18 protein-coding genes and 1 riboswitch are annotated in these 21,289 nt (G+C 67.2%); of the genes, 2 read left to right on the top strand and 16 right to left on the bottom strand.

Going from position 1 to position 21,289, the window contains the following annotated elements; genetic code table 11:
• Positions 1-62 precede the first annotated feature (62 nt).
• From BLW48_RS20915 to BLW48_RS20875, 9 genes are read right to left on the bottom strand one after another with little or no spacing between them, the layout of a single operon-like run.
• Positions 63-2,066 (bottom strand): acetyl-CoA carboxylase biotin carboxylase subunit, encoded by a 2,004-nt coding sequence (locus BLW48_RS20915; protein ID WP_093177271.1) that lies wholly within the window; start codon positions 2,064-2,066, stop codon positions 63-65.
• Positions 2,059-2,733, bottom strand: a complete 675-nt coding sequence (locus BLW48_RS20910) for a DUF4126 domain-containing protein (protein WP_093177270.1) — start codon at positions 2,731-2,733, stop codon at positions 2,059-2,061. Before BLW48_RS20910 ends, BLW48_RS20915 begins: the two co-directional genes overlap by 8 nt.
• Positions 2,734-2,745: 12 nt before the next feature.
• Complete coding sequence (locus tag BLW48_RS20905; RefSeq protein WP_093177268.1) at positions 2,746-3,249, bottom strand: SMI1/KNR4 family protein; 504 nt, start codon at positions 3,247-3,249, stop codon at positions 2,746-2,748.
• 5 nt (positions 3,250-3,254) lie between these two features.
• The gene (locus BLW48_RS20900) at positions 3,255-4,055 is read right to left on the bottom strand and encodes an enoyl-CoA hydratase/isomerase family protein (protein ID WP_093177267.1); all 801 of its coding nucleotides are present in this window, start codon (positions 4,053-4,055) and stop codon (positions 3,255-3,257) included.
• Entirely contained in the window at positions 4,052-5,227 is a 1,176-nt protein-coding gene (locus BLW48_RS20895) for a hypothetical protein (RefSeq protein ID WP_143047762.1), read from the bottom strand. The genes BLW48_RS20900 and BLW48_RS20895 overlap by 4 nt, the downstream gene beginning before the upstream one ends.
• Positions 5,224-6,375 (bottom strand): dienelactone hydrolase family protein, encoded by a 1,152-nt coding sequence (locus BLW48_RS20890; RefSeq protein ID WP_256330851.1) that lies wholly within the window; start codon positions 6,373-6,375, stop codon positions 5,224-5,226. The genes BLW48_RS20895 and BLW48_RS20890 overlap by 4 nt, the downstream gene beginning before the upstream one ends.
• Before the next feature lie 5 nt (positions 6,376-6,380).
• Positions 6,381-8,003, bottom strand: a complete 1,623-nt coding sequence (locus BLW48_RS20885; RefSeq protein ID WP_093056750.1) for a carboxyl transferase domain-containing protein — start codon at positions 8,001-8,003, stop codon at positions 6,381-6,383.
• The gene (locus BLW48_RS20880) at positions 8,000-9,670 is read right to left on the bottom strand and encodes an AMP-binding protein (protein ID WP_093177263.1); all 1,671 of its coding nucleotides are present in this window, start codon (positions 9,668-9,670) and stop codon (positions 8,000-8,002) included. The genes BLW48_RS20885 and BLW48_RS20880 overlap by 4 nt, the downstream gene beginning before the upstream one ends.
• A gap of 17 nt (positions 9,671-9,687) precedes the next feature.
• Positions 9,688-10,860, bottom strand: a complete 1,173-nt coding sequence (locus BLW48_RS20875) for an isovaleryl-CoA dehydrogenase (RefSeq protein WP_093056752.1) — start codon at positions 10,858-10,860, stop codon at positions 9,688-9,690.
• Between the two features lie 142 nt (positions 10,861-11,002).
• Between BLW48_RS20875 and BLW48_RS20870 the strand changes: the two genes are divergently transcribed.
• Entirely contained in the window at positions 11,003-12,031 is a 1,029-nt protein-coding gene (locus BLW48_RS20870) for an AraC family transcriptional regulator (RefSeq protein ID WP_093177261.1), read from the top strand.
• A gap of 70 nt (positions 12,032-12,101) precedes the next feature.
• On the opposite strand, the gene BLW48_RS20865 is transcribed toward BLW48_RS20870, so the two are convergent.
• The 5 genes from BLW48_RS20865 to BLW48_RS20845 all read right to left on the bottom strand — a co-directional run bounded on the left by BLW48_RS20865 (position 12,102) and on the right by BLW48_RS20845 (position 17,620).
• Positions 12,102-12,428, bottom strand: a complete 327-nt coding sequence (locus BLW48_RS20865) for a thioredoxin family protein (RefSeq protein ID WP_093177260.1) — start codon at positions 12,426-12,428, stop codon at positions 12,102-12,104.
• 51 nt (positions 12,429-12,479) lie between these two features.
• Positions 12,480-13,172 carry an HAD family hydrolase gene (locus BLW48_RS20860; RefSeq protein ID WP_093056755.1) on the bottom strand — a complete coding sequence of 231 codons (693 nt, stop codon included), beginning with the start codon at positions 13,170-13,172 and terminating at the stop codon, positions 12,480-12,482.
• Positions 13,173-13,235: 63 nt separating this feature from the next.
• Entirely contained in the window at positions 13,236-15,119 is a 1,884-nt protein-coding gene (gene thiC, locus BLW48_RS20855) for a phosphomethylpyrimidine synthase ThiC (RefSeq protein WP_093056756.1), read from the bottom strand.
• A gap of 90 nt (positions 15,120-15,209) precedes the next feature.
• A riboswitch (TPP riboswitch) is annotated at positions 15,210-15,315 on the bottom strand.
• Between the two features lie 26 nt (positions 15,316-15,341).
• Positions 15,342-15,776 carry a YchJ family protein gene (locus tag BLW48_RS20850; protein ID WP_093177258.1) on the bottom strand — a complete coding sequence of 145 codons (435 nt, stop codon included), beginning with the start codon at positions 15,774-15,776 and terminating at the stop codon, positions 15,342-15,344.
• Between the two features lie 56 nt (positions 15,777-15,832).
• Positions 15,833-17,620 carry a hybrid sensor histidine kinase/response regulator gene (locus tag BLW48_RS20845; protein ID WP_177142373.1) on the bottom strand — a complete coding sequence of 596 codons (1,788 nt, stop codon included), beginning with the start codon at positions 17,618-17,620 and terminating at the stop codon, positions 15,833-15,835.
• A 130-nt stretch (positions 17,621-17,750) separates the two neighbouring features.
• On the opposite strand from BLW48_RS20845, the gene BLW48_RS20840 reads away from it, so the two are divergent.
• Complete coding sequence (locus BLW48_RS20840) at positions 17,751-18,497, top strand: helix-turn-helix transcriptional regulator (RefSeq protein ID WP_093177255.1); 747 nt, start codon at positions 17,751-17,753, stop codon at positions 18,495-18,497.
• On the opposite strand, the gene iaaH is transcribed toward BLW48_RS20840, so the two are convergent.
• Together iaaH and BLW48_RS20830 are read right to left on the bottom strand one after the other, a co-directional pair.
• Complete coding sequence (iaaH, locus tag BLW48_RS20835) at positions 18,490-20,001, bottom strand: indoleacetamide hydrolase (protein ID WP_218137513.1); 1,512 nt, start codon at positions 19,999-20,001, stop codon at positions 18,490-18,492. The genes BLW48_RS20840 and iaaH overlap by 8 nt on opposite strands.
• A 130-nt stretch (positions 20,002-20,131) precedes the next feature.
• Complete coding sequence (locus BLW48_RS20830) at positions 20,132-21,262, bottom strand: acyl-CoA dehydrogenase family protein (RefSeq protein WP_093177254.1); 1,131 nt, start codon at positions 21,260-21,262, stop codon at positions 20,132-20,134.
• Between the last annotated feature and the right edge of the window lie 27 nt (positions 21,263-21,289).

Here is a 21,289-nt window from a genome sequence, read left to right as displayed (position 1 = left end):
TCCCTTGAATGATGACTACCGCAGCTGATACGGGCAGGCGCCCGGAACGGGGTTAAGTTTTTTCAGGCGGCCGCAGCACCCATTCGCAACAACTCGTCGCCTTCGGCCACCTGCTCGCCCGGCGCGAACATCAGCTCTTCCACCGTGCCGTCGGCCGGCGCTGCGATGGTGTGCTCCATTTTCATGGCCTCCATTACCGCCAGCGGCTGGCCGCGGCTGACCTTGTCGCCGGCCTTGACCGCGAAGGACACGACCTTGCCCGGCATAGGCGCAGTGAGCCGGCCGCCTTCGGCCTGCGTGTCGCCAGCGTGGGCGAGGCGGTCGATGGCGGTGATCCTCGTGGCGCCCTTCGAGGCGAAGATGTGGGCGGTGGCGCCATCGACGTGCACGTCGAGCGTCTGGCGGTTGCCCGCGAACTCGACCTCGAACTCACCCGACGGGAACTGCCCGACCACCAGCGGGCCTTCGGCGCCGCCGGCTTCGAGCCACAGGCTGCCGTCGCGCTTGTAGGTCAGCAGGGCGATCTGTTCGGCGCCGCGAAATTCGAAGTCGAAGCGGCGCAGATATTCGCCGTGCGAGCGCCAGCCGTCGCGGCGTTCGAACGGGTCGGGCACGCCAACCGGCCGTTCGGTGACCAGCGTACGCGTGATCGCGGCAGCGGCCGCCAGTGGCAGGCCCAGCGCTTCGCGGTCGAACAGCACGGCGCGCTCGCGCTCGATCAGCGCGGTGTCGAGGTTGGCCTTCGAGAACGACTCCGTCGCCAGAATGCCGCGCAGGAACTGCACGTTGGTCGACACGCCCACGATCTGCACCTGCGCCAGCGCGGCGTCGAGCCGGGCCAGCGCCTCTTCGCGTGTGGTGCCGTGCACGATGAGCTTGGCGATCATCGAGTCGTAGAAGGGCGATATCTCGCCGCCCTCGCGCACGCCATCGTCGATGCGCACGCGACTGCGCTGGAAGGCCGTCGCTTGCGGCTTGCGGTACACGCGCAAAGTGCCGGTGGCGGGCAGGAAGTTGTTGTCGGGGTTCTCGGCGCAGATGCGTGCCTCGATGGCATGGCCGTGGATCTGCAGCTCTTGCTGCTTCGCGGGCAGCGTCTCGCCCGATGCCACGCGCAGTTGCCATTCGACGAGGTCGAGGCCGGTGATTGCCTCCGTCACCGGATGCTCCACCTGCAAGCGCGTATTCATCTCCATGAAGAAGAAGTTCATCTCGCCGCCCTCGCGCTGCTCGACGATGAACTCCACCGTGCCAGCGCCCACGTAGTTCACGGCGCGCGCCGCAGCCACGGCGGCTTCGCCCATCTGCTTGCGCATCGCCTCGGTCATGCCGGGCGCGGGCGCTTCTTCGAGCACCTTCTGGTGGCGCCGCTGCACCGAGCAGTCGCGCTCGAACAGGTAGACGTAGTTGCCGTGCGTGTCGCCGAACACCTGGATCTCGATGTGGCGCGGGCGCTGCACGTACTTTTCGATCAGCACCGCATCGTCGCCGAAGCTGTTGATGGCCTCGCGCTGGCACGAGGCCAACGCGGCGGCGAAGTCTTCGGCCTTGTCGACCGCGCGCATGCCCTTGCCGCCGCCACCCGCGCTGGCCTTGATGAGCACCGGGTAGCCGATGCGATCGGCCTCGCGCTGCAGCAGCTGCGGGTTCTGGTCGTGGCCGTGGTAGCCCGGCACCAGCGGCACGCCGGCCTTTTCCATCAGCTGCTTCGACTCGGCCTTCAGGCCCATGGCCTTGATGGCCGAAGGCGGCGGGCCGATGAAGACCAGGCCCGCGTCGGCGCAGGCCTGCGCGAACTCTTCGTTCTCGCTGAGGAAACCGTAGCCCGGATGCACGGCCTCGGCGCCCGTGGCCTTGGCGGCTTCGAGGATCTTTTCCCAGCGCAGGTAGCTGTCCTTCGGGGCGCTGCCGCCGAGGTGCACAGACTCGTCGCAGGCGCGAACGTGGTTGGCATGCGCGTCGGCATCGGAGTACACGGCGACCGTGCGAATGGCCATGCGGCGCGCCGTCGCGGCAACCCGGCAAGCGATTTCGCCGCGATTGGCGATCAGGATCTTCTTAAACATTCGGAGTGTCTCCCGGAGGATTCTTTTTCAGTTGGAACGCGGGCACCACGCCCGGATCGGGTCGGCCGCTGAAGATGCGGGCCACGCGGGCGAACAGCGCCTTGAGGAAACGCCAGCTCTTGCGGATGAGCCACACGCTCAGCACAAGCACCAGCACGAACAGCACGAGAAAGACGAAGGGATGCGCCACCGCGAGCCACAGGCCCGCCGGCACCATCGTGTCTTCGACCAGCGAAGCGCCCACGTTAGAAAACGGCTCGGGCGATGTGTTGATGGCCGCGCGCGTCGTGGCCTTGGCCGCATGCGCCGTGGCCGCGAAGCTGCCGCCCACCAGCGCCGCGACGACGGCCATCGCGCCATGGTCAGCGCCGAACACGCTGGCCGCGAGCGCCGCGCCGGCCGGGATGCGGATGGCCGTGTGCACCACGTCCCACAGCGAATCGAGGCCGGGAATCTTGTCCGCGAAGAATTCGATGAACACCATGAAGCCGCTGGCCGCGATCACGACCGGATGCGCCAGCAGTTGCAGCCCGCTCGGCAGCGGCACCCAGCCGAAATAGCCCACCACGCCGGTCAGCAGCACGACCAGGTAAAGGCGCACGCCGCTGGCCCAGCCGATGGCGGCGGCCAGTGCGATCAGCTGGGGCATGTCGAGGCTGGTGTTCATGGCGATCAGTCCTCAGTCGAATTCGATGGTGCCGGCTTCCATGGAAGCCACGAGGTCCGCGAGCCATGCCTCGACGGACGCATGCTCGACGGGGCGGTCTTCGTCCGCCTTCCAGAAGGCGATCAGCTGGCCCGGCTCGCCGCCGCCCTCGGCATCGATGTCCACGCACAAGTGGCTGCCGCCGCCGTTCGACAGAAACGGCACCCAGCCGCGCCGCCACGTGGACGGGTCTTCGAAGTCGGAGCCGATCATGTCGTCGAGCATCTCCTTGGTGTCGGCGATGTCCTCGAGCGCGCTGAACATGCGGTTGTCCTGCAGGCTGTCGAAGCTGCTGTTCGGCTGGCCGTTGCGCCATCGGTAGAGCGCGCGAAAGGCCTCCGGCAGCTTCAGCGAGAACTTCGCCTCGAAGGCATCGAGGTCAGCGTCGCTCACGCCGGGCTGCAGCACCGCGTGGTAGTCCGCGCGATGGGCAGCCAGCCACGCGTCCATGCGTTCGATGAGTGCGTCGTGCGTCATGGTGCTCAGGCCTTGTTCGTTTCCAGCCACGAGGGCTTGCGCTTCTGCAGGAAGGCCTGCACGCCCTCGCGGCCTTCGTCGCTCGCACGAATGTCGGCGATGCCCTCGACGGTCTTCGCGATCAGCGCGTCGTCGATCTCGCGGCCGGCCACGTCGGCAATCAGTTGCTTGCAGGCGCGCACAGCAGCAGGGCTTGCGCCGGTCAGCGCCTTCAAGAGCTCGTCGACCTTGGCATCGAGCGCATCGGCTGCGACCACTTCATGCACGAAGCCGATGCGGTGCGCCTCGGCGGCCGTGAAACGCTCGGCCGTGAGGAAGTAGCGCTGCGAGGCGCGCGTGCCCATCGCGCGCAACACGTACGGGCTGATGGTCGCGGGCACCAGGCCGATCTTCACTTCGCTCAGGCAGTACCACGCGGTGTCCACGCTCACGGCCATGTCGCACGCGGCCACCAGCCCCATGCCGCCCGCATACACATCGCCCTGCACGCGCGCGATGGTGGGCTTGGGGCACTCGGCAATCGTGCGCAGCATGGCGGCCAGCTTGCCCGCGTCGGCGACGTTCTCGTCGCGCGTGTAGTCGGCCATGCGGCGCATCCAGTTGAGATTCGCGCCCGCGCAGAAGGCCGGGCCGTTGGCACCGAGCACGATGGCCTTGACCTGCGACGCGGCGCCGGCTTCGGTGAAGGCTTGTGTCAGCTCGGCGATGACGATGTCGTCGAAGGCGTTGCGTGCGTCAGGCTGGTCGAGCCAGATGCGGGCGATGGTGCCTTCTATCCGGAGATCGAGTTTTTCGAAATCGCTCATGGAGTACGTGCGTCCTGCTGGACTCTGGAGAGTTGGTTGACACGACTAATGCGTTGGTGAGGGTCGGACTGCCACACCACGCGATCATCCACGGCGTAGAGCCAGCAGGTCTTTCCCGCACGTTCGCAGGTGTTCAGGACATCGGCCATCGCCCCACCGCCGGAAGCGAAGGCCGCGCTGCCATCGGCGGCAATCGCAAAGGCTCGCGGCATGGGCAGGGCAAGAAACCGGAGGTACTGGTCCCTGCTCCTTTCGCGCACAGGCACCAGGGAGGAATCGTTGACGTCGCCAAAACGGCTGTCTGCCGGCAACCTGTAGATGCTGGTGGCGGGCCCGGCAGCCGCCGCGCTCTGCACGGGCGCGCTGGCCTGCGGCTGCTGATAAACCACCGTGTAGTCGACTGCATAGACGCTGCATTCGCTCCGGCTGCGCTCCCGGCAGTATTCCAGGGCCCGCTGCGTCGGGTCCGAGGGCCGGTTGATGTCGCGGGGAACCAGTCCGTCGGCAAACCCGAACCAGGTACGGTCGGCATCCTGCCGGATGACGAAGGCACGCGGCGGCTTACTCTGAAGAAATTTCTGATACTCCGCGCGGCCCTGCGCATCCAACCCGGGAACGGCGTTGACATCCTCGATGCCGACGGTATTTGCCGCCGCGGAGGCTGCGTCGCCATCGGCGCCCGGCCTGCCTCGCAAATGGACTTCGGCACTGCCGCTACCGGCATGGCACTCATAGGCACCGGGCGTCGAAAGCGGGTTGCCCTCGTAGAAGCTCTCGACCTGCGTCACCACGCGCACGCCGCGTGCCCGTGCCGCCCCGACCAACTCAACCAGCGTATTGCGCATCGCCTCGCGGCAGGTTTCCTCGTCGCTGCGGATCACCGGCCGCCCGTCGGGGTAACGTTGCGTACTGGAGTAAGGCCGCGCATAGCTCTGCGCCACGAGCATCTGCGCCTGCGGTGCCTTGGGCTGCGGCGCGGTCGCAAAGCGAAGCTGCACGTCGTTGCCGATCGCATCGCGCGTGGCGGGCTGCTGCATCACCGGATAGATGGGCAGCACAAGCCGCGTGTCGCGTGCGAACACGGGCATGGCCTGCGACACGAGGCAGAGCGCCAGAAGGCTTACGGCCAGTCGCCCGGCGCAGTGGGAGTTTTGTGGGGTGCAACTTTTCACGGTGTGGATTTCCAGACAACTTTGTCGTCCACAGCGTACAACTGGCACTCGCCTGCGGTAGTCTTTTTCTGGCAACTCTCCATCGCCCGGCCCATGGGGTCGTCGCCGCCCCATGCGGAGCCCCAGCCTCCCTGTGCATTAGCGGCGAAGGCCCGCGGCGATGTCTTGGTGAGAAATACGCGGTAGCCGCTCAGCGAGGCCGGGCTCTGGTCGGGCACGCGGTCGATCGCGTCGAGTGGCGCGAAGCCGCTGGCCGATGGCGTTGCGGCCACCGCATAGCGCGCGAACTCGGTCAGGGGCTGGTCAGGCAGGCCGATCTCACGCAGGAAGTTAGCAACTTCCGGCTGCCAGATAGGTGCACCGGCGGGAGAGCCGAACATGGCATGGGAGTCGCCGCCGAAAGTTCCGAAGGCCACCAGCCTCGCCTGTCCGCCGGCCGCCACATAGCTCTCGTGCATGCCCTTCCAAGCGAAGGGCGGAAAGTAGCTGTCGTTGTCGCCATAGAACCAGAGCGAGGGCGTGCGCGTTTCCTTCCCGTAGGTGCCGGCCGCACCGATCAGGCCGTTCTGCCATCCCACGCAATTCTCTTGACGCAGGCCGCCGGCGAAGTCGATCAGCCCCTTGACGCCGGGATAGTGGAGCGTGCCGAAGGCCAGCGTGGTCCAGCCGCCGTGCGACTGGCCCACGACCACAATGCGTGACTTGTCCGCCCAGGGTTGCGCACTCGCGTAGTCCAGCACCGCCGCCACGTCGCCGGCCTGCTCGCGACCGTTGCTCTCGATGTTGCAGCCGCCGCCGATATAACTGCCGGTGGACTTGGAAAAGCCTTGCCGCATCGGCACGACCACCGCATAGCCGCGCGCCATGAAGAAGCGCACCGCACCCAGCGGCCTGTAGCGCGCCTGGAACCGGGGGTCACCGTTCGCCTTGCCGTGGTTGATTACCGCAATGGGAAACGGGCCGGTGCCCTCGGGCACGTAGAGCGTGGTCTCGAGCTCGGTCGTGAACAGCCCGCCCTTCTTCGGCACCATGACCACCGATTCGGGCAGCGTGGCCGCAAAGGCCTGCGCGCAAACCGCCAGCGCGCCCAGCCCGAGGGCTGCCGCCGCCTGCCTGAGGCGCGAGCTGAGGATGTGCGCAAGCCGCATCGCCATCACATCCGGAAGATGCCGAACTTCGGCTCGGGAATCGGCGCATTGCGCGCAGCCGCAAGGCCCAGCGCCAGCACGCGCCGCGTATCCGCCGGATCGATGATCCCGTCGTCCCAGATCCGCGCGGTGGCGTAGTAAGGGTGCCCCTGGTCTTCGTACTGCTGGCGGATCGGCGCCTTGAAGGCTTCTTCCTCTTCCTTGCTCCAGCTTCCGCCCTTCAGTTCGATGCCGTCGCGCTTCACGGTGGCCAGCACGCTCGCGGCCTGCTCGCCGCCCATCACGCTTATGCGTGCGTTGGGCCACATCCAGAGGAAGCGCGGGCTGTACGCGCGGCCGCACATGCCGTAGTTGCCGGCGCCGAAGCTGCCGCCGATGATGATGGTGAACTTGGGTACGTTCGCGGTGGCCACTGCCGTCACCATCTTGGCGCCGTGGCGCGCGATGCCTTCGTTCTCGTACTTGCGGCCCACCATGAAACCGGTGATGTTCTGCAGGAACACCAGCGGAATCTTGCGCTGGCAGCACAGCTCGATGAAGTGCGCGCCCTTCTGCGCCGATTCGCTGAACAGGATGCCGTTGTTGGCGACGATGCCCACCGGCATGCCCTCGATCTCGGCAAAACCGCAGACCAGCGTGGCGCCGAAGCGCGCCTTGAACTCGTGGAACTCGCTGCCGTCGACGACGCGCGCGATGATCTCGCGCACGTCGAAGGGCTTGCGCGTGTCGGTGGGGATCACGCCGTAGAGCTCCTCGCGTGGGAACGCCGGCGCGCGCACCTCGGCCTTGGCCGGGGCCTCGGCCGCCTTCGCATTGAGGTTGGCCACCGCCGAGCGCGCGAGCGCCAGCGCATGCAGGTCGTTCTGCGCGAGGTGGTCGACCACGCCCGACAGGCGCGTGTGCACGTCGCCACCGCCCAGGTCTTCAGCCGTCACAACCTCGCCCGTGGCCGCCTTCACGAGCGGCGGACCGCCCAGGAAGATGGTGCCCTGGTTTTTCACGATGATCGATTCGTCGCTCATCGCCGGCACGTACGCGCCGCCGGCCGTGCACGAGCCCATGACCACCGCGATCTGCGGAATGCCCTGGGCGCTCATGTTGGCCTGGTTGTAGAAGATGCGGCCGAAGTGCTCGCGGTCGGGAAACACCTCGTCCTGGTTCGGCAGGTTGGCGCCGCCCGAGTCGACGAGGTAGATGCAGGGCAGGCGGTTCTGCTCGGCGATCTCCTGCGCGCGCAGGTGCTTCTTCACCGTCATCGGATAGTAGGTGCCGCCCTTCACCGTCGCATCGTTGCACACGATCATGCAGTCGACGCCATTCACGCGGCCGATGCCCGCGATGATGCCGGCGCCCGGTGCCGACTCGGCCCCCTTGGCATCGAGGTACATCGCATGTGCGGCCAGCGGCGCGATCTCGAGGAAGGGCGTGCCCGGGTCGAGCAGCTCGGCCACGCGGTCGCGCGGCAGCAGCTTGCCGCGCGCGGTGTGCTTGGCACGCGCTGCCTCGCCGCCGCCCTGCTCTACCTTCGCGAACTGCGTGCGCAAGTCATCGACCAGCGCGCGCATGGCTGCTGCATTGGCCTGGAAGTCCGCCGAGCGGGCGTTGAGTTTGGTTTCGAGTTGGCTCATGCTGTTTTTTCTTGGCTAAGGCCGAGTTGCTCTGTCATGGCATCGCGGATCTTGAATTTCTGGATCTTGCCGGTCACCGTCATCGGGAACTCGCTGACGAAGCGGATGTACTTGGGCACCTTGTAGTGCGCGATCTGGCCCTTGCAGAACTCGCGCACTTCTTCTTCGGTGGCGCTCTGGCCGGGCTTGACGATGATCCAGGCGCACAGCTCCTCACCGTATTTCTTGTCGGGCAGGCCGACGACCTGCACGTCCTGCACCTTCGGGTGGCGGTACAGAAATTCTTCGATCTCGCGCGGGTAGATGTTCTCGCCGCCGCGGATCACCATGTCCTTGATGCGGCCGACGATGTTGACGTAGCCCTCGCCGTCCATGGTCGCGAGGTCGCCGGTGTGCATCCAGTGCTCGGTGTCGATGGCCTCGCGGGTCTTGGCCTCGTCGTCCCAGTAGCCGTGCATGACGGAGTAGCCGCGCGTGCACAGCTCGCCCGACTGGCCGGCCGGCATGACGGCACCGGTCTCGGGGTCGACGATCTTCACTTCGAGGTGCGGCTGCACCGTGCCCACGGTCGACACGCGGCGGTCCAGCGGCGTGTCGGTGCTGCTCTGGCAGCTCACGGGGCTGGTCTCGGTCATGCCGTAGGCGATGGTGATCTCGCTCAGGTGCATCTCGCTGACCACGCGCTTCATCACCTCGATGGGGCAAGGCGAGCCGGCCATGATGCCGGTGCGCAGCGTCGACAGGTCGAACTCCTTGAAGCGCGGATGGTCGAGCTCGGCGATGAACATGGTGGGCACGCCGTGCAGGCCGGTGCACTTCTCTGCCTGCACGGTCTCGAGCACGGTGAGCGGGTCGAAGCCGTCGTTCGGGTACACGATGGCCGAGCCGTGCGTGAGGCAGGCCAGGTTGCCCAGCACCATGCCGAAGCAGTGATACAGCGGCACCGGAATGCACAGCCTGTCGGCGGGCGAGAGCTTCATGCACTCGCCGATGAAGAAGCCGTTGTTCAGAATGTTGCGGTGCGTGAGCGTCGCGCCCTTGGGAAAGCCTGTGGTGCCGCTGGTGAACTGGATGTTGATCGGGTCGGTGGCTTTCAGCGTCTTCTGCACCTGTTCGATGCGCGGGTCGCTGGCATCGCCGCTTGCGAGCAGTTGCGAGAAGCGCTTCATGCCAGGCTGCTCGTCACCCTGCCCGGCCTTGTCGATCCAGAAGGTGTGGGCCAGTTGCGGCACACGCTTCGGGCCCAGTTCGCGCAGCATGCCGAGGTAGTCGCTGGTCTTGAACTGCGCCATCGTCACCAGCGCCTTGCAGCCGACCTTGTTGAGCGCGTACTCGAGCTCTGAAGTGCGGTAAGCGGGATTGATGTTGACGAGGATCAGGCCGACCTTGGCGGTGGCGATCTGCATCAGCACCCACGCCACGTTGTTGTGCGACCAGATGCCCACGCGGTCGCCGGGCGCAAGGCCGAGGTTCAGCAGTGCGCTGGCGAGTTTGTTCGATTCGGCCTGCAGCTCGCGGTAGGTGTAGCGCTGGCCTTCGTGGCGACTGACGAGCGCCTCGCGGTCGGGCTGCTTGCCGACCATGTCGTCGAAGAAGTCGCCGATGGGTTGTTCGATGAGGGGGACATCGGTGGCGCCTTGCGCCATGCTTTGGGTCAAGAGCGCCATGGCGATGCGTCCTTCCTTCAGGCGGTTTCGGAGAACAGCTCGCGGCCGATCAGCATGCGGCGGATTTCGCTGGTGCCCGCGCCGATCTCGTACAGCTTGGCATCGCGCCACAGCCGCTCGACCGGAAAGTCCTTCGTGTAGCCAACGCCGCCCAGCGCCTGGATTGCCTCGCCGGCCATCCACGTCGCCTTCTCTGCGGAATACAGGATGGCACCCGCCGCATCCTTGCGGAAGGTGCGCGCATGGTCGTTGCGGTCGCAGGCCTTGCCCACGGCATACACGTACGCACGCGTCGCCTGCCACGTCGAATACATGTCCGCCAGCTTGCCCTGCATGAGCTGGAACTCGCCGATGCTCTGGCCGAACTGCTTGCGCTCGTGGATGAAGGGCAGCACCGCGTCCATGCACGCAGCCATGATTCCGAGCGGGCCACCCGAGAGCACTGCGCGTTCGTAGTCGAGGCCGCTCATCAGCACCCTTGCGCCCTGGCCTTCTCCGCCGAGCACGTTCTCTTCCGGCACTTCGCAGTTGTCGAAGAACAGCGGGAAGGTGTTGGAGCCGCGCATGCCGAGCTTGTCGAGCTTGGTACCGGCGGAAAAGCCCTTGAAGTTCTTCTCGACGATGAAGGCCGTCATGCCGCGCGCGCCCATCTCGGGCTCGGTCTTGGCGTAGATGACCAGCGTGTCGGCGTCGCCGCCGTTGGTGATCCACATCTTGCCGCCGTTGAGCACGTAGTAGCCGTTCTTCTTCTCGGCCTTGAGCTTCATGCTCACCACGTCGGAGCCGGCGTTGGGCTCGCTCATGGCCAGCGCGCCGACGTGCTCGCCGCTCACCAGCTTGGGCAGGTATTTCTTCTTCTGTGCGTCGCTGCCGTTGCGATGGATCTGGTTCACGCACAGGTTGGAGTGCGCACCGTAAGACAGGCCCACCGAGGCCGAGGCGCGCGAGACTTCTTCCATGGCCACGATGTGCGCCAGGTAGCCCAGCTCGGTGCCGCCGAATTCCTCTTTCACCGTCATGCCGTGCAGGCCGAGGTCGCCAAGCTTCTTCCACAGGTCGTGCGGGAACAGGTTGTCGCGGTCGATGTCGGCGGCGCGCGGCGCGATTTCGTTGGCGGCGAAGTCCTGGATGGCGCTGCGCAGCGAGTCGATGGTGTCGCCCAGGTCGAAGTTCAGGCCGGGATCGTGCATGGGGTTTGTCTCCTCTGAAGGGGTCTGCGCGCAATGCCACCCGCGCTGGATGGCGCTTGCGAAAGATCGCAGCTTACGCCTCGCCGTGCCGCAATTGGCGCCACAATGGTTGCAAATCACGCCATGACCGATCCGCTGCACCATGTCGCCCCCGTCGTTCCTCAGACCCGCCCGCGCCGTAACGCCGATGGCCTTCGTGAGAGCTATCGTGCAGGGCTACGAGCGCTACGGCATGGACCCTGCCGAGGCCCTGAAGGCGGCACAGATCACGCCGCGCGAACTGGCCCGGCCGGGCGCGCGGGTGACGGCCGCGCAGTTCGAGGTGCTGTCGGGCCACGCCATGCAGGAGCTCGACGACGAAACACTCGGCTGGTTCTCGCGGCGCCTGCCCTGGGGCACCTACGGCCTGCTGTGCCGCGCCTCCCTGAGCTCGCCCGACCTGGGCGTGGCCATCAAGCGCTGGTGCCGCCACCACCGGCTGCTGACCGAGGACATCGGCCTGTCGCTCGAAGTGGCCGGCGGCATGGCCACGCTGCGCATCGCCGAGAACGTCCCGCTGGACGACGCCTTCCGCGAGTTCTGCCTGGTGACCACCCTGCGCTTCGTGCACGGCTACATGTGCTGGGCCATCGACTCGCGCATCTCGCTGCGACACGCGAGCTTTCCGTTTGCCGCGCCGCCGCACAGCGACGCCTATCCGCTGATGTTCACGCCAGACGTGCGCTTCGACGCGCCGCAGGCGGGCATCAGTTTCGACGAGCGCTATCTCGCCCTGCCCTTGCAGCGAGACGAACGCGCGCTGCGCACCATGCTCAGGCGCGCACTGCCGCTCACAATCCTGCAGTACCGGCGCGACCGCCTGCTGGGCCAGCGCGTGCGCGAGCTGCTGCGTTCACGCGCCAGCGAGGCCACCACCGCCGAGGCGCTGGCCGGGCTGCTCAACGTGTCGAGCCGCACGCTGCACCGGCAGCTGCACGAGGAAGGCACTTCGCTGCAGGTGCTGAAGAACGAGGTGCGCCACGAGATGGCTGTCGACCTGTTGCGCCGCACCACGCGGCCTGTCAAGCAGGTGGCGCTGGCCGTGGGGTTTCGCAACGAGAAGAGTTTTTCGCGGGCGTTCCTGCAGTGGACGGGGCATGCGCCTCGCGACTTTCGGCAGCAGGGGCTGTAGCGGAGGGCGTTCGGGGCACGTTCGGGGTGCGTGCGAATGACACCGGGTACTTCCCTCCGGGAATGACGCGTCAGCTAGGCTGTGCGATCAACGCAAGCGCGTCGGCAATCGACTGACTGTCCTCAGGCCGCACCAGCTTCGCGACCTGCTTGCCGTCACGCATGAACACCAGCGTGGGCCACAGCCGCACGTTGAACGAACGCCCCAGCGGACGCCCGCTGCCGTCTTCGACCTTGATGCGGCGAATGTCCGGGTACTTGGTAAAGGCCTCGGCGATGTTCGGCTGGGCGGCCTTGCAGATGCCGCACCAGTTGGTGCCGAACTCGACCACGGCAGGGCCGGTGAGCGCGTCGATCTCGCTGCGGTCGGGCTGCTCGGTTTTGTATTCGGAAGTCATGGGAAGTGGTTCCTGCTGCTCGGGAGTTGCGCCCTGCATTCCACCAGAAACTCAGGCCGCCTGCAGCCCGTAGCCCGAAAGCAGCGCCGGCAGTTCGGCCATGTCGCTGAACACCTTCACCGCGCCCACGCTGAGCAGAGGGCCGGGGCCGCTGTGGCCCGATTCGCCGGTGCTGTAGCCGAACACAGTGGCTCCTGCAGCCACGCCGGCCATTGCGCCGGTGACGGTGTCTTCGACGATGGCGCAGCGCTTCGGGTCGACGCCGAGGGCTTCCGCCGCAGCGAGATACACGTCGGGGTGCGGCTTGGAGCGCGGCATCTCGTGTCCGCTGAAGATGCGGCCCTGGAAATAGTCGAGCATGCCGACCTTCGCAAGCTGCAGTTCGACCTTGTGGCGGTCGGCACCGGAAGCGCAGGCGATACGGCCCTTGAGCCTTGAATGGATTTCGCGGATGGCGGCGGGCGCGTGGGGAATGGCGACGAGGTCGCGCTCCAGCGCCTCATTGCGGCGGGCGCGGAAGGTCTTGAGCCAGTCGTCGGTGATCCTGACGCCGGTCTTCGTCTCGATGAGCGCGGCCTCGTCCTTCACCGCCTTGCCGGTGAAGGTGTTCATCGATTCCTCGGTCGTGATGTGCCAGCCAAGCTCGCCGAGCATTTCGGCGAGCACGCGGTTGGTGATGGGTTCGGAATCGACGAGCACGCCGTCGCAGTCGAAGAGAACGGCGGAAAAAGGAAAGGGGGTCATTGCGGTGCCGGAGTTCGGTGATTGGCCCCATGGTAGCAACGCCCCCTTTTCGCAGGAGGAAGCTCAGGCTATCGGACGGATCGGGATGTACATCTCGCCGCCACCGGCCATGAATTCCTTCGACTTCTCTTCCATGCCCTCGGCCATGGCGGCTGCCTCGGCCACGCCCTTCTTCGCTGCGTATTCGCGCACTTCCTGCGTGATCTTCATCGAGCAGAACTTGGGCCCGCACATCGAACAGAAATGCGCCACCTTGCTCGAATCCTTCGGCAGCGTCTCGTCATGGAATTCGCGCGCGGTGTCGGGGTCGAGGCCCAGGTTGAACTGGTCTTGCCAGCGGAATTCGAAGCGCGCCTTGCTCAGCGCATCGTCGCGCGAGCGAGCCCCAGGGTGCCCCTTTGCCACATCCGCCGCATGCGCGGCGATCTTGTAGGCAATGATCCCCTGCTTCACGTCGTCGCGGTCCGGCAGCCCCAGGTGTTCCTTCGGAGTCACGTAGCAAAGCATCGCGGTGCCGGCCCAGCCGATCATGGCCGCGCCGATGGCGCTGGCAATGTGGTCGTAGCCCGGCGCGATGTCGATCGTCAGCGGCCCGAGCGTGTAGAACGGCGCCTCGTGGCAGTGCTTGAGCTGCTCGTCCATGTTCGACTGGATCATGTGCATCGGCACATGGCCCGGCCCTTCGATCATGGTCTGCACGTCGTGCTTCCATGCGATCTGCGTGAGCTCGCCCAGCGTGCGCAGCTCGGCGAACTGCGCTTCGTCGTTGGCATCGGCGCCCGAGCCGGGACGCAGGCCGTCGCCGAGCGAGAAGCTCACGTCGTAGGCCTTCATGATGTCGCAGATGTCTTCGAAGTGCGTGTAGAGAAAGCTCTCCTTGTGGTGCGCGATGCACCACTTGGCCATGATCGATCCGCCGCGCGACACGATGCCCGTCATGCGGTCGGCCGTGAGGTGGATGAACGGCAGGCGCAGGCCGGCGTGGATGGTGAAGTAGTCGACGCCCTGCTCGGCCTGCTCGATCAGCGTGTCGCGGTAGATCTCCCAGGTCAGGTCTTCGGCCACGCCGCCCACCTTCTCGAGCGCCTGGTAGATGGGCACCGTGCCGATGGGCACCGGCGAGTTGCGCACGATCCAGTCGCGCGTGGTGTGGATGTTCTTGCCGGTGGACAGGTCCATCACGTTGTCGGCGCCCCAGCGAATGGCCCACACCAGCTTCTCGACCTCTTCCTCGATGCTCGACGTGACAGCCGAGTTGCCGATGTTGGCGTTGATCTTCACCTTGAAGTTGCGGCCGATGGCCATCGGCTCGACTTCGGGGTGGTTGATGTTCGCGGGAATGATGGCGCGGCCGCGGGCCACTTCGTCGCGCACGAACTCGGGCGTGATGATGCGCGGAATGGTCGCGCCCATCGGGTTGCCCATCACGCGCCTGGCGCGCTCTTCGTTGGCAAGGTATTCGGCCATCCACTCGCGCTTGCCGTTCTCGCGCAAGGCCACGTACTCCATTTCGGGCGTGACGATGCCGCGGCGCGCGTAGTGCATCTGCGTGACGTTGGCGCCCGACTTCGCGCGGCGCGGCGTGCGCTGCAGTGCCGAGGCGCCGGCGCGCAGTTCGGCCAGGCGTTGCGCGTCGCGGTCTTCGTTCTTGGCGCCGTCGTCCAGCGCGTGATGCGAGCGGCCTTCGTAACTTTCGGTGTCGTTGCGCTCCAGCACCCAGGCGCCGCGCACGTCGGGCAGGCCGCGGCGCACGTCGATCTCGACCTTCGGGTCTGTGTACGGGCCGGAGGTGTCGTAGAGCGACACGGTCTCGCCGTTGGTCAGCGCAACGTCGCGCACGGGCACGAACAGGTCGGGCCGGCTGCCCGGAATGACGCACTTGTGCGACGCGGGAAAAGGCTCGCGCGTCAGCGAAAGCAGCGTGGTGAACTTGTCGGGGGCATTCATCGGAGGCACTCCTTGTTGAGGAAAGGGTGCTCCGCAATCGCTCGGTGGGCTTCGGGAAGCCCGTCACGGAAGGGGGAGTGACGGACCGAAGTCAGGGAGTGCAGCTCTTCTTACGCCGGTATGACCCGGATCAAGTTCGCGGGTCGGCTGCTTTGCCATCTCAGCACGCCACATGCGTGCACCCCGGAGCGGGGCCGATTGTGCGGGCCTCGGCCCGGTGCGTCAACCCAGGGGTACTTGCAGGTCGCCGTCCAGGTAGTACCAGCGGTCGCCTTCGCGCACGAAGCGGCTGCGCTCGTGCAGGCGCGTGGCGGCACCCGTGGCCGCGCTGCGCTGGCGCGCGACGAACTCGATCTCGGCATGGTCCGCGTCGAGCACCGAGCGCGAGCGGATGTCCAGCCCCAGCCACTTGACGCCCGGCTCGAACTCGATCGAGGCCGGCCGCTTCGACGCATGCCAGGTGGCGAGCAGGTATTCGCCGCGCTCCAGCACGAAGGCCGAATAGCGCGAACGCATCAGCGATTCGGCGTCGGGCGCGGGCGTGTTCCCGAAATCGTCGAGATAGCGGCCACAGCACAGGGCGTAGCCGATGGGCTTGTCGCGGCGGTCTGTACGGCCGCAGGGGCAAGGTCCGGTGGTGGGATCGTTGGCGCTCATGAAGACCGCTATTGGAACACCTTGCGGGCCGGGCGCGGACAGGGCAAGCCCCGAGGCTAGGCAGGCCGGCTTGCGGCAATGGCTTCCTGCAGGGCCTGCGCACCCGCCGGCTTGTAGATCAGCGCATAGCCCGCGCGCTCGACCTCGGCCCGCGTCGCATGCGCGGTTTCGCCGGTGAGGATGACGACGTTGCGCGCCTTGCCGACCGCCTGCAAGGCCTGCGCGGCGGCCAGGCCCGAGAGGCCGCTGCCCAGGCGCAGGTCGCTCAGCATCAGGTCGAACACGCCGCCGTGCTGCAAGGCTTCGCGCGGGTTGGCCGCCAGCACCACCTCGTGGCCCCAGGCGGACAGAAGCGAACGCATGGCCTCGCGCACGGGTTGCTCGTCGTCGAGCACCAGGATGCGAAGGGCGGCCGCTTCTTCCGTTGGCCCGGCCGGCACGGCCAGGTCGTCATCTGCCGGTGGCGCGGCCGTCTTATCGAGCACCAGCGAGAAGGTGCTGCCGCGGCCCGGTGCGGTGCGCACCTGGATGCGCGAACCCATCACCTGCGCCATGCTCGCCACCAGCGACAGGCCCAGCCCGAGCCCGCGGCTGCGGTCGCGTCCGGGGTTGTCGATCTGGAAAAACTCCTCGAACACCTGCGCCTGGTGCCGCGCGTCGATGCCCACGCCGGAATCGCGCACCTCGATGCGCCAGGCGCCCGGCGTCACATGCCTGGCGCAGACCAGCACGGTGCCCGAGGGGGTGTACTTGATCGCGTTGTCCACCAGGTTGCCGAGCAGCCGCGCGAGCATGCGCGCGTCCGCCTGCACCGCGGCGCGCGTGGGGCGCACGCGCAGGTGCAGCCCCTTGGCCGCGGCCAGCGCCGCAAAGCGCCCGTGCAGCGCATCGAACAGCGGCTGCAGGCGCATCGGCTCGGGGCGAACGGGCGCCACGCCGCCGTCGAGCTGCGCGATGTCCAGCAGCGCATCGATGGAGCCGCGCAGGGCATCTACGCTGTCGCGCATGAAGCGCAGGTTCTCGGCCGTGGGCGGATTGCGCGTGTCCAGCGCGTCGACGAAGATTGCCAGCGCATGCATGGGCTGGCGCAGGTCGTGGTTGGCGGCCGCAAAGATGCGGGCGCGCTGCGCGGCAAGCTGTGCCACGTGGTCGAGCTGGCGCGACAGCGCTTCGGCCAGGCGCGCGTTCTCGAAGCCGTTCTCGATGGAGCCGACGATCAACCGGTTTTGCTTGCGCGCATAGTGCAGAGCCGCCACGAGCTGCGACACCGCAAGGCACCCCATGATGACCGTCACGCTGCCCGGCTCCAGCACCAGCCGCAGCGCCAGGCTCAGGAACACCGGGACGCCGAAGCACAGGGCGGCCAGCCACCACTGGGCAAGCGCGGCAATGATCACGCTGGTCGTGCCGCTCACGAAGAAGTACATGAGCAGGATGTGGGCAAGGTCGCCATGCGGGAAGAACAGCCACGGCGCCAACGCCCACACCAGCCCCGGGAACAGCATGCGCAACTCCAGCCGCCGGCGCGTGCGCGCGGCAGTGGCTGCATCGATGGCGGCCGGATCCAGCCGGTGCAGATGGCGGTGCATGTTCCATTGCATCGCGTGCACCAGCACGGCCCACACGAGCGTGCCGCGATTGCCGGTGAGAACGAGGAACAGCATCCAGAACACCGCGGCCGTGACGGCGGCTGACAGCGGCGTGTCCCGCGTGTCGATCACATAGGCGCGCGCCAGGCTCTGGTCCACCAGCGGATTGGCGTTGGGCGCCTCGATCCAATAGTCACGGAACCGCTTCAGCAGCGGCCTGGATGCGTGTTCGGTGATGGGAGTTGTCGATGGCATGGCCGGGCTGCCGTCGATTCTGCGCGATATGCATGACCGCGCGGCGCATGCATTCGCGGGCATCCACCCTTGGCGCGGCGCTTGCTAAACGTTAGCGTTACAACGGCTCCCTCGAGAAAGTCGGCGATGTATGTACCTCACAGGCTCTGAACAGCACGCACTGCGCGGCGTTTTCACGCTGCTGGCGGAAGACCGCGGCGAGCAGGAGATCCGCGAGCGCCTGGGCTGGGCGCTGCTCGACCTGCTGCATGCGGACCAGTTCGCCTCCTTCGTGTGGGACGCCGCGAGCAGCAGCTTCGGCGCGCGCGTGGCGCTACACATGGACCCCGCGAATCTCGACAGCTATGCGCAGTGGCACCAGCACCACGACCCGATCACCTTCGTGCTGCAGTCGCGCCGCCGCGCCACGCGCGTGACCGAAGTGATGCCGCAGCGCGAGTTGATGCGCACCGCGTTCTTCAACGACTTTCTCGCGCGCGACGGGCTGCACTGGGGCATGAACCTGCATGCCTTCGAGGGCGAACGCGCGCTGGGAGACCTGCGCATCTGGCGCCGCAAGGGGCGCAGCGATTTCGGCGATCACGAGAAGGCGTTGCTCGACCTGATCGAGCCGGCGTTCGCGGGCGCCCTGCAACGGGCGCAGCGCGCGACTGCTCCGGCGTCCGGGGCGCGCGAAGCCGCGTGGGCCTTGCTGAGCGTGCGCGAGCAGGAAGTGGCCCGCTGCGTGCGCGAAGGGCTCACCGACAAGGAGATCGCGCGACGCCTCGCGGTGGGCGTGCCCACCGTGCGCACCTACCTGCGTCGCATCTTCGACAAGCTGGGCATCGAGCGCCGCTCGGCGCTCGCAGGCTGGGCCATGCCGCTCGCGCTCACTTAGGCGCCGGCAGCCGGCCGAGCACCTGCTCCACCGCCATGCCCACGGCCAGCAGCTTGCGGTCGCTGCCGGCAGGGCCGTCCAGCTCCAGGCCCACGGGCAGGCCGCTGGTTGCGCCGAGGCCCGATGGCAACTGCACGCCCGGTATGCCGGCGTTGCTGCCCGGGTCGGTGTTCTGGATCAACGAGCCGAAGTTCTCGGGGCTGCTGGCTTCGGCCCCCGCGGCCAGTGCCACGCGCGGCACCGTCGGGAACACCAGCGCATCGAGCCTGTTCTTCGCGAAGGTGTCGCGGTAGAGCTTCTGCAGCGCCGGGCGCGCGACGCGCATCGCGTTCTCGTAGACCGGCTTCGCATCGACCACGCCGCTGGCCGCAGGCAGCTTGCGCGGGATGACGAAGGTCTCGAAGGTGCCCTTGACGTCGGGGCTGGCAATGCCGGCCGTGAGCTGCGCAATGTCGATGCCCGTTCGGTACTTCGCGAGGTAGGTCACCATGTCGTCGTGCGCCTCGTAGAGCGCCAGCGGAAAGCCGACCGCGCCGTTGAGCTCCATCAGCTTCGGCATCTCCACATCGACCAGCGTGACGCCGGCAGCGCGCAGTTTCGCAAACGCGGCATCGGTGGCGGCGCGCGTGTCGGCGTCGAGATTGGCCTGCATGGCCGGCACCACGCCGAGCCGCACGCGCTTCAGGTCGGCGGGCTTGAGCGGCTTGCCGCCCGCGATGACGCTGTCGAGCAGCGCCACGTCGGCCATCGATTGCGCCATCGGCCCCGCCGTGTCGCGCGTGTGCGAGATCGGCGCAATGCCCTGCTGCGGATAGCGCCCCACAGTGGGACGCAGCGATGCACAGCCGTTGAACGCACACGGAATGCGCACCGACCCGCCCGTGTCGGTGCCCAGCGCGGCCGGCGCCATGCGCGCACCCAGCGCGGTGCCGTTGCCCGACGACGAGCCGCCCGCGATGCGAGTCGCGTCGTAGGCATTGCGCACGCCCACCTCGGGGCCGGTCTGGAACGCGGGGTTGTAGCCGGTGACGCCGAAGGCCAGTTCGTGCATGTTCGTCTTGCCGAGCACCACCGCGCCGGCCGCGCGCAGCCTGGCCACCACCGGGGCGTCGGCGGAGGGCACGAAGCCCTTGAGCGCGGGTGTGCCGGCCGTCGCGGGCAGGCCCTGCACCTGGATGTTGTCCTTGATGGCCACCGGCAGGCCGGCCAGCGGCTTGCAGGCGCCACCGCGCTTGCGCAGTGCATCGGCGGCGCGCGCGGCCTTCAGTGCGCCGGCTTCGTCGAGCGTGATGAAGGCGTTGAGATTCGCCTTGGCCCTGGCTTGGGCGAGGTAGGCCGTTACCAACTGCTCGCTGGTGACGGTGCCGGCGCACAGCTGCTGCACGGCTTCGGTCGCGGTCAGCGTGGAAATACCAGGGGCTGCGAGCTGCGCGCGCGCCGGCAGGGCCACGGCACCGATGCACAGGAGTGCCAATGCGGGGGAAGCGGTTCTGAAGATGGACATGACAAAGACCTCCGACAAAGAGGCCACCATGCTGCGCCTGCTGCGCGTATCTGTCTGTCATCCAAACCGATGACAGACGGGTGGGGGTTGCGGCGCTACCGGAACATCACCCGCCCCGGCCGCATGTCGCTCACGCCAGCGCGCGTTGGATCAACAGCTTCTGGATGTCCGAAGTGCCTTCATAGATCTGGCACACGCGCACGTCGCGGTAGATGCGCTCCAGCGGAAAGTCGTTCACGTAGCCGTAGCCGCCCAGCGTCTGGATGGCCGCGCTGCACACGCGCTCGGCCATCTCGCTGGCGAACAGCTTGGCCATGGCGGCTTCCTTCAGGCAGGGCAAGCCGGCGTCGCGCAGGCTCGCGGCATGCCAGATCAGCTGGCGCGCGGCTTCGAGCTGCGTCGCGCATTCGGCCAGGCGAAAGCCCACGGCCTGCTGGTCGAAGATCGAGCCGCCGAAAGCCTGGCGTTCCTTGGCATAGGCCAGCGCCACGTCGAAGGCGCTGCGTGCCATGCCCACGCTCTGCGCGGCAATGCCGATGCGGCCGCCTTCGAGCGCGCCGAGCGCGATCTTGTAGCCCTCGCCTTCCGCGCCGATCAGGTTCTCGCGCGGGATGCGGCAGCCGTCGAAGTTGATCTGCGCTGTGTCGCTGCTGTGCTGGCCCAGCTTGTCTTCGAGGCGCGCCACGTTGTAGCCCGGCGCATCGGTCGGCACGATGAACGCGCTCATGCCGCGCTTGCCTGCGCCCTTGTCCGTTACCGCGATGACGATGGCCACCTGGCCGTTCTTGCCGCTGGTGATGAACTGCTTCACGCCGTCGATCACGTAGGCGTCGCCGTCCTTGCGCGCCGTGGTGCGCAGGCTCGAGGCATCGCTGCCTGCCTGCGGCTCGGTGAGACAGAAGGCGCCGAGCATCTGGCCCTGCGCCAGCGGTTCGAGCCACTGCTTCTTCTGCTGCGCGTTGCCGTAGCGCATGAGGATGGCGTTGACCGGGCAGTTGGTCACGCTGATGGCGGTGCTGGTGCCGCCGTCGCCGGCCGCGATTTCTTCCAGCACCAGCGCGAGCGTAAGGTAGTCGAGGCCGGCGCCGCCATTCTCTTCGGGCACGCAGATGCCGTAGGCGCCCAGCGCCGCGAGGCCCTGGTGGGCTTCTTTCGGAAAGCTGTGCTCGCGGTCCCACTTGGGCGCGTTGGGCCAGAGTTCGGCTTGCGAGAAATCGCGCACCGCGTCGCGGATGGCTTCCTGGTCGGTGCTGAGCAGCATGGCGTTGTCTCCTGTCTTTTCTTCTGT

The organism is Variovorax sp. YR266 (assembly GCF_900107295.1).
Classification (GTDB): domain Bacteria; phylum Pseudomonadota; class Gammaproteobacteria; order Burkholderiales; family Burkholderiaceae_C; genus Variovorax.
Note: the sequence above shows the minus strand (reverse complement) of the source record. Positions and strands in the feature narration are given on the sequence as shown.

Bases quoted from the DNA above. Each gene is read 5' to 3' on its own strand.
- BLW48_RS20915 (WP_093177271.1), bottom strand. From the start codon at position 2,066: ATGTTTAAGAAGATCCTGATCGCCAATCGCGGCGAAATCGCTTGCCGG.
- BLW48_RS20910 (WP_093177270.1), bottom strand. From the start codon at position 2,733: ATGAACACCAGCCTCGACATGCCCCAGCTGATCGCACTGGCCGCCGCC.
- BLW48_RS20905 (WP_093177268.1), bottom strand. From the start codon at position 3,249: ATGACGCACGACGCACTCATCGAACGCATGGACGCGTGGCTGGCTGCC.
- BLW48_RS20900 (WP_093177267.1), bottom strand. From the start codon at position 4,055: ATGAGCGATTTCGAAAAACTCGATCTCCGGATAGAAGGCACCATCGCC.
- BLW48_RS20890 (WP_256330851.1), bottom strand. From the start codon at position 6,375: ATGCGGCTTGCGCACATCCTCAGCTCGCGCCTCAGGCAGGCGGCGGCA.
- BLW48_RS20885 (WP_093056750.1), bottom strand. From the start codon at position 8,003: ATGAGCCAACTCGAAACCAAACTCAACGCCCGCTCGGCGGACTTCCAG.
- BLW48_RS20880 (WP_093177263.1), bottom strand. From the start codon at position 9,670: ATGGCGCTCTTGACCCAAAGCATGGCGCAAGGCGCCACCGATGTCCCC.
- BLW48_RS20875 (WP_093056752.1), bottom strand. From the start codon at position 10,860: ATGCACGATCCCGGCCTGAACTTCGACCTGGGCGACACCATCGACTCG.
- BLW48_RS20870 (WP_093177261.1), top strand. From the start codon at position 11,003: ATGTCGCCCCCGTCGTTCCTCAGACCCGCCCGCGCCGTAACGCCGATG.
- BLW48_RS20865 (WP_093177260.1), bottom strand. From the start codon at position 12,428: ATGACTTCCGAATACAAAACCGAGCAGCCCGACCGCAGCGAGATCGAC.
- BLW48_RS20860 (WP_093056755.1), bottom strand. From the start codon at position 13,172: ATGACCCCCTTTCCTTTTTCCGCCGTTCTCTTCGACTGCGACGGCGTG.
- thiC (WP_093056756.1), bottom strand. From the start codon at position 15,119: ATGAATGCCCCCGACAAGTTCACCACGCTGCTTTCGCTGACGCGCGAG.
- BLW48_RS20850 (WP_093177258.1), bottom strand. From the start codon at position 15,776: ATGAGCGCCAACGATCCCACCACCGGACCTTGCCCCTGCGGCCGTACA.
- BLW48_RS20845 (WP_177142373.1), bottom strand. From the start codon at position 17,620: ATGCCATCGACAACTCCCATCACCGAACACGCATCCAGGCCGCTGCTG.
- BLW48_RS20840 (WP_093177255.1), top strand. From the start codon at position 17,751: ATGTACCTCACAGGCTCTGAACAGCACGCACTGCGCGGCGTTTTCACG.
- iaaH (WP_218137513.1), bottom strand. From the start codon at position 20,001: ATGTCCATCTTCAGAACCGCTTCCCCCGCATTGGCACTCCTGTGCATC.
- BLW48_RS20830 (WP_093177254.1), bottom strand. From the start codon at position 21,262: ATGCTGCTCAGCACCGACCAGGAAGCCATCCGCGACGCGGTGCGCGAT.